At 58.6% G+C, this 1,527-nt stretch carries 4 protein-coding genes and 1 pseudogene; 2 read left to right on the top strand and 3 right to left on the bottom strand.

Features of this window, described 5'->3' with window-relative positions; genetic code table 11:
* The first annotated feature begins 200 nt into the window (after positions 1–200).
* Both QCE79_RS32730 and QCE79_RS32725 read left to right on the top strand, forming a co-directional pair.
* The gene (locus QCE79_RS32730; protein ID WP_309851554.1) at positions 201–497 is read left to right on the top strand and encodes a type II toxin-antitoxin system RelE/ParE family toxin; all 297 of its coding nucleotides are present in this window, start codon (positions 201–203) and stop codon (positions 495–497) included.
* Between the two features lie 3 nt (positions 498–500).
* On the top strand, positions 501–791 hold the full coding sequence (locus QCE79_RS32725) for an addiction module antidote protein (RefSeq protein WP_309851551.1): 291 nt from the start codon (positions 501–503) through the stop codon (positions 789–791).
* On the opposite strand, the gene QCE79_RS32720 is transcribed toward QCE79_RS32725, so the two are convergent.
* The 3 genes and pseudogenes from QCE79_RS32720 to QCE79_RS32710 all read right to left on the bottom strand — a co-directional run.
* Complete coding sequence (locus QCE79_RS32720) at positions 788–1,042, bottom strand: phage antirepressor KilAC domain-containing protein (protein WP_309851549.1); 255 nt, start codon at positions 1,040–1,042, stop codon at positions 788–790. The two genes, QCE79_RS32725 and QCE79_RS32720, sit on opposite strands and share 4 nt — an antisense overlap.
* Before the next feature lie 8 nt (positions 1,043–1,050).
* Entirely contained in the window at positions 1,051–1,209 is a 159-nt protein-coding gene (locus QCE79_RS32715; RefSeq protein WP_309851547.1) for a hypothetical protein, read from the bottom strand.
* Positions 1,206–1,527: pseudogene (locus QCE79_RS32710) on the bottom strand (hypothetical protein); the annotation flags it as partial. The gene QCE79_RS32715 and the pseudogene QCE79_RS32710, both read right to left, overlap by 4 nt.

Genomic DNA, 1,527 nt, shown 5'->3' with positions numbered 1-1,527 from the left:
CAGAGACGAAGGGACGATAAAAAAGCCGCTTGCGCGGCGGCTCGTCCGCCTTTGTGACACCGGGTTTCGACGCCCGCAGCTCGGTTGTCTACCGAGATGCGTGAAGTATAGGCAGCGGTGCGGCAGGCAGTCAAGAAAAGCGGTAGGCGGAGCGCAAGTTGAGGCTTGCCCGTTCGTATCCATTTGGATACACTCACAACATGAACACATTGCTTCGATCCGACGAATTCAACGCATGGCTTTCTAAGCTCCGCCATGCCCGCGCAAAAGCTCGAATCGCTGCTCGGCTTGTTAGCGCCCAGCAAGGAAATTTTGGTGACTGCAAGCCGGTCGGCGAAGGGGTTAGCGAAATGCGAATCGATGTGGGAGCCGGATATCGCGTCTACTACACGCGCACTGGCACCGTTATCTACCTTCTCCTGACCGGCGGCGACAAGTCGAGTCAGGACCAGGACATCAAACGTGCGATCCGAATGGCGCGCGAACTGAAGGAGTGAGCTATGACTACTTTTGCTGTTTTCGATGCTGCCGATTATCTCGACAGCGACGAAGCGATCGCCGAATTCCTTGCGGCTGCGATGGAAGACCCGAACCCTGATGTGTTCCTTTCTGCCCTCGGCGCAGTAACTCGAGCGCGTGGCGTTGCCAAGGTTGCGGCGGAAGCAGGTCTCGGACGCGAGAGCCTCTACAAAGCGATAGCGCCTGGCGCGCATCCGCGCTACGAGACGATTCAGAAACTCTTGCGCGCGCTGGGCGTTCAAATGAGCGTAAGTTCGCGTCATGCGCATTAAGCCTCCAGGAGCTGCGCGTCTCGCTCAACGAGCTGTCGCGCCATCCACTTGCCGGCAATCCATTCGAAGCCTTTCGGAGTGAATTTCCAGTACTTGAATGCGTATTGCCGCTCGTCATCCGTCACGCCAACGCCAACTTCAACGCGGCCCATCTCGATGTGCGTCTTATAAGGCGCCATGCGTTGTTGCTTGCCCGTGAGGAAGACCACGCCCAGGTCCACTCTCGGGCTATGTTTGATAGCGTTGCTCATTGGTTACCTTACACATCGTTGTCGTGACCGCACGGCAGCGTGCCGTCGTCCTTCTGCTTTGCTCCACAGCTGAGACAGATCTTTCGAGATTCCAAGGCCCCCGCTTCGTCTCGATCCTTGGCCTCCACCAGCACATTGGCCTGGGCTTCGTTTTCCAATCTCTTCATCCACCATCCTCCTGCTTTGCAGTCTGTAACACCCAGCGCAACGCCTCAGCACGTTCGCCCGACGACGCGCCCAACTCCTTCAAAATCTCCTTACGGCTTCGCATCTTGGGCGTGCGTTCGCCGAGCGCCTCGCGCTGCGCTCGGGCGCGCGCATGACCGGCGACGTTCGCGCCGGCGGCAACTAGCTCCCGAACCTTCTCACGCTGCTGCGCCGGTGGCAGTTTCGAAAGGTGACGGGCGTGAGTGACGTTGATGCGCGCGCTTTCGATCGCTTTGCGAACATCAGCGCAACATTCGAGCAGTGCGAGCGTTGCCCGT

Origin of the sequence: Caballeronia sp. LZ003 (genome assembly GCF_031451465.1) — a bacterium.
In the GTDB taxonomy this organism is placed as follows: Bacteria; Pseudomonadota; Gammaproteobacteria; order Burkholderiales; family Burkholderiaceae; genus Caballeronia.
The sequence above is the reverse complement of the archived record's forward strand: the minus strand, read 5'-3'. Positions and strand labels throughout refer to the sequence as shown.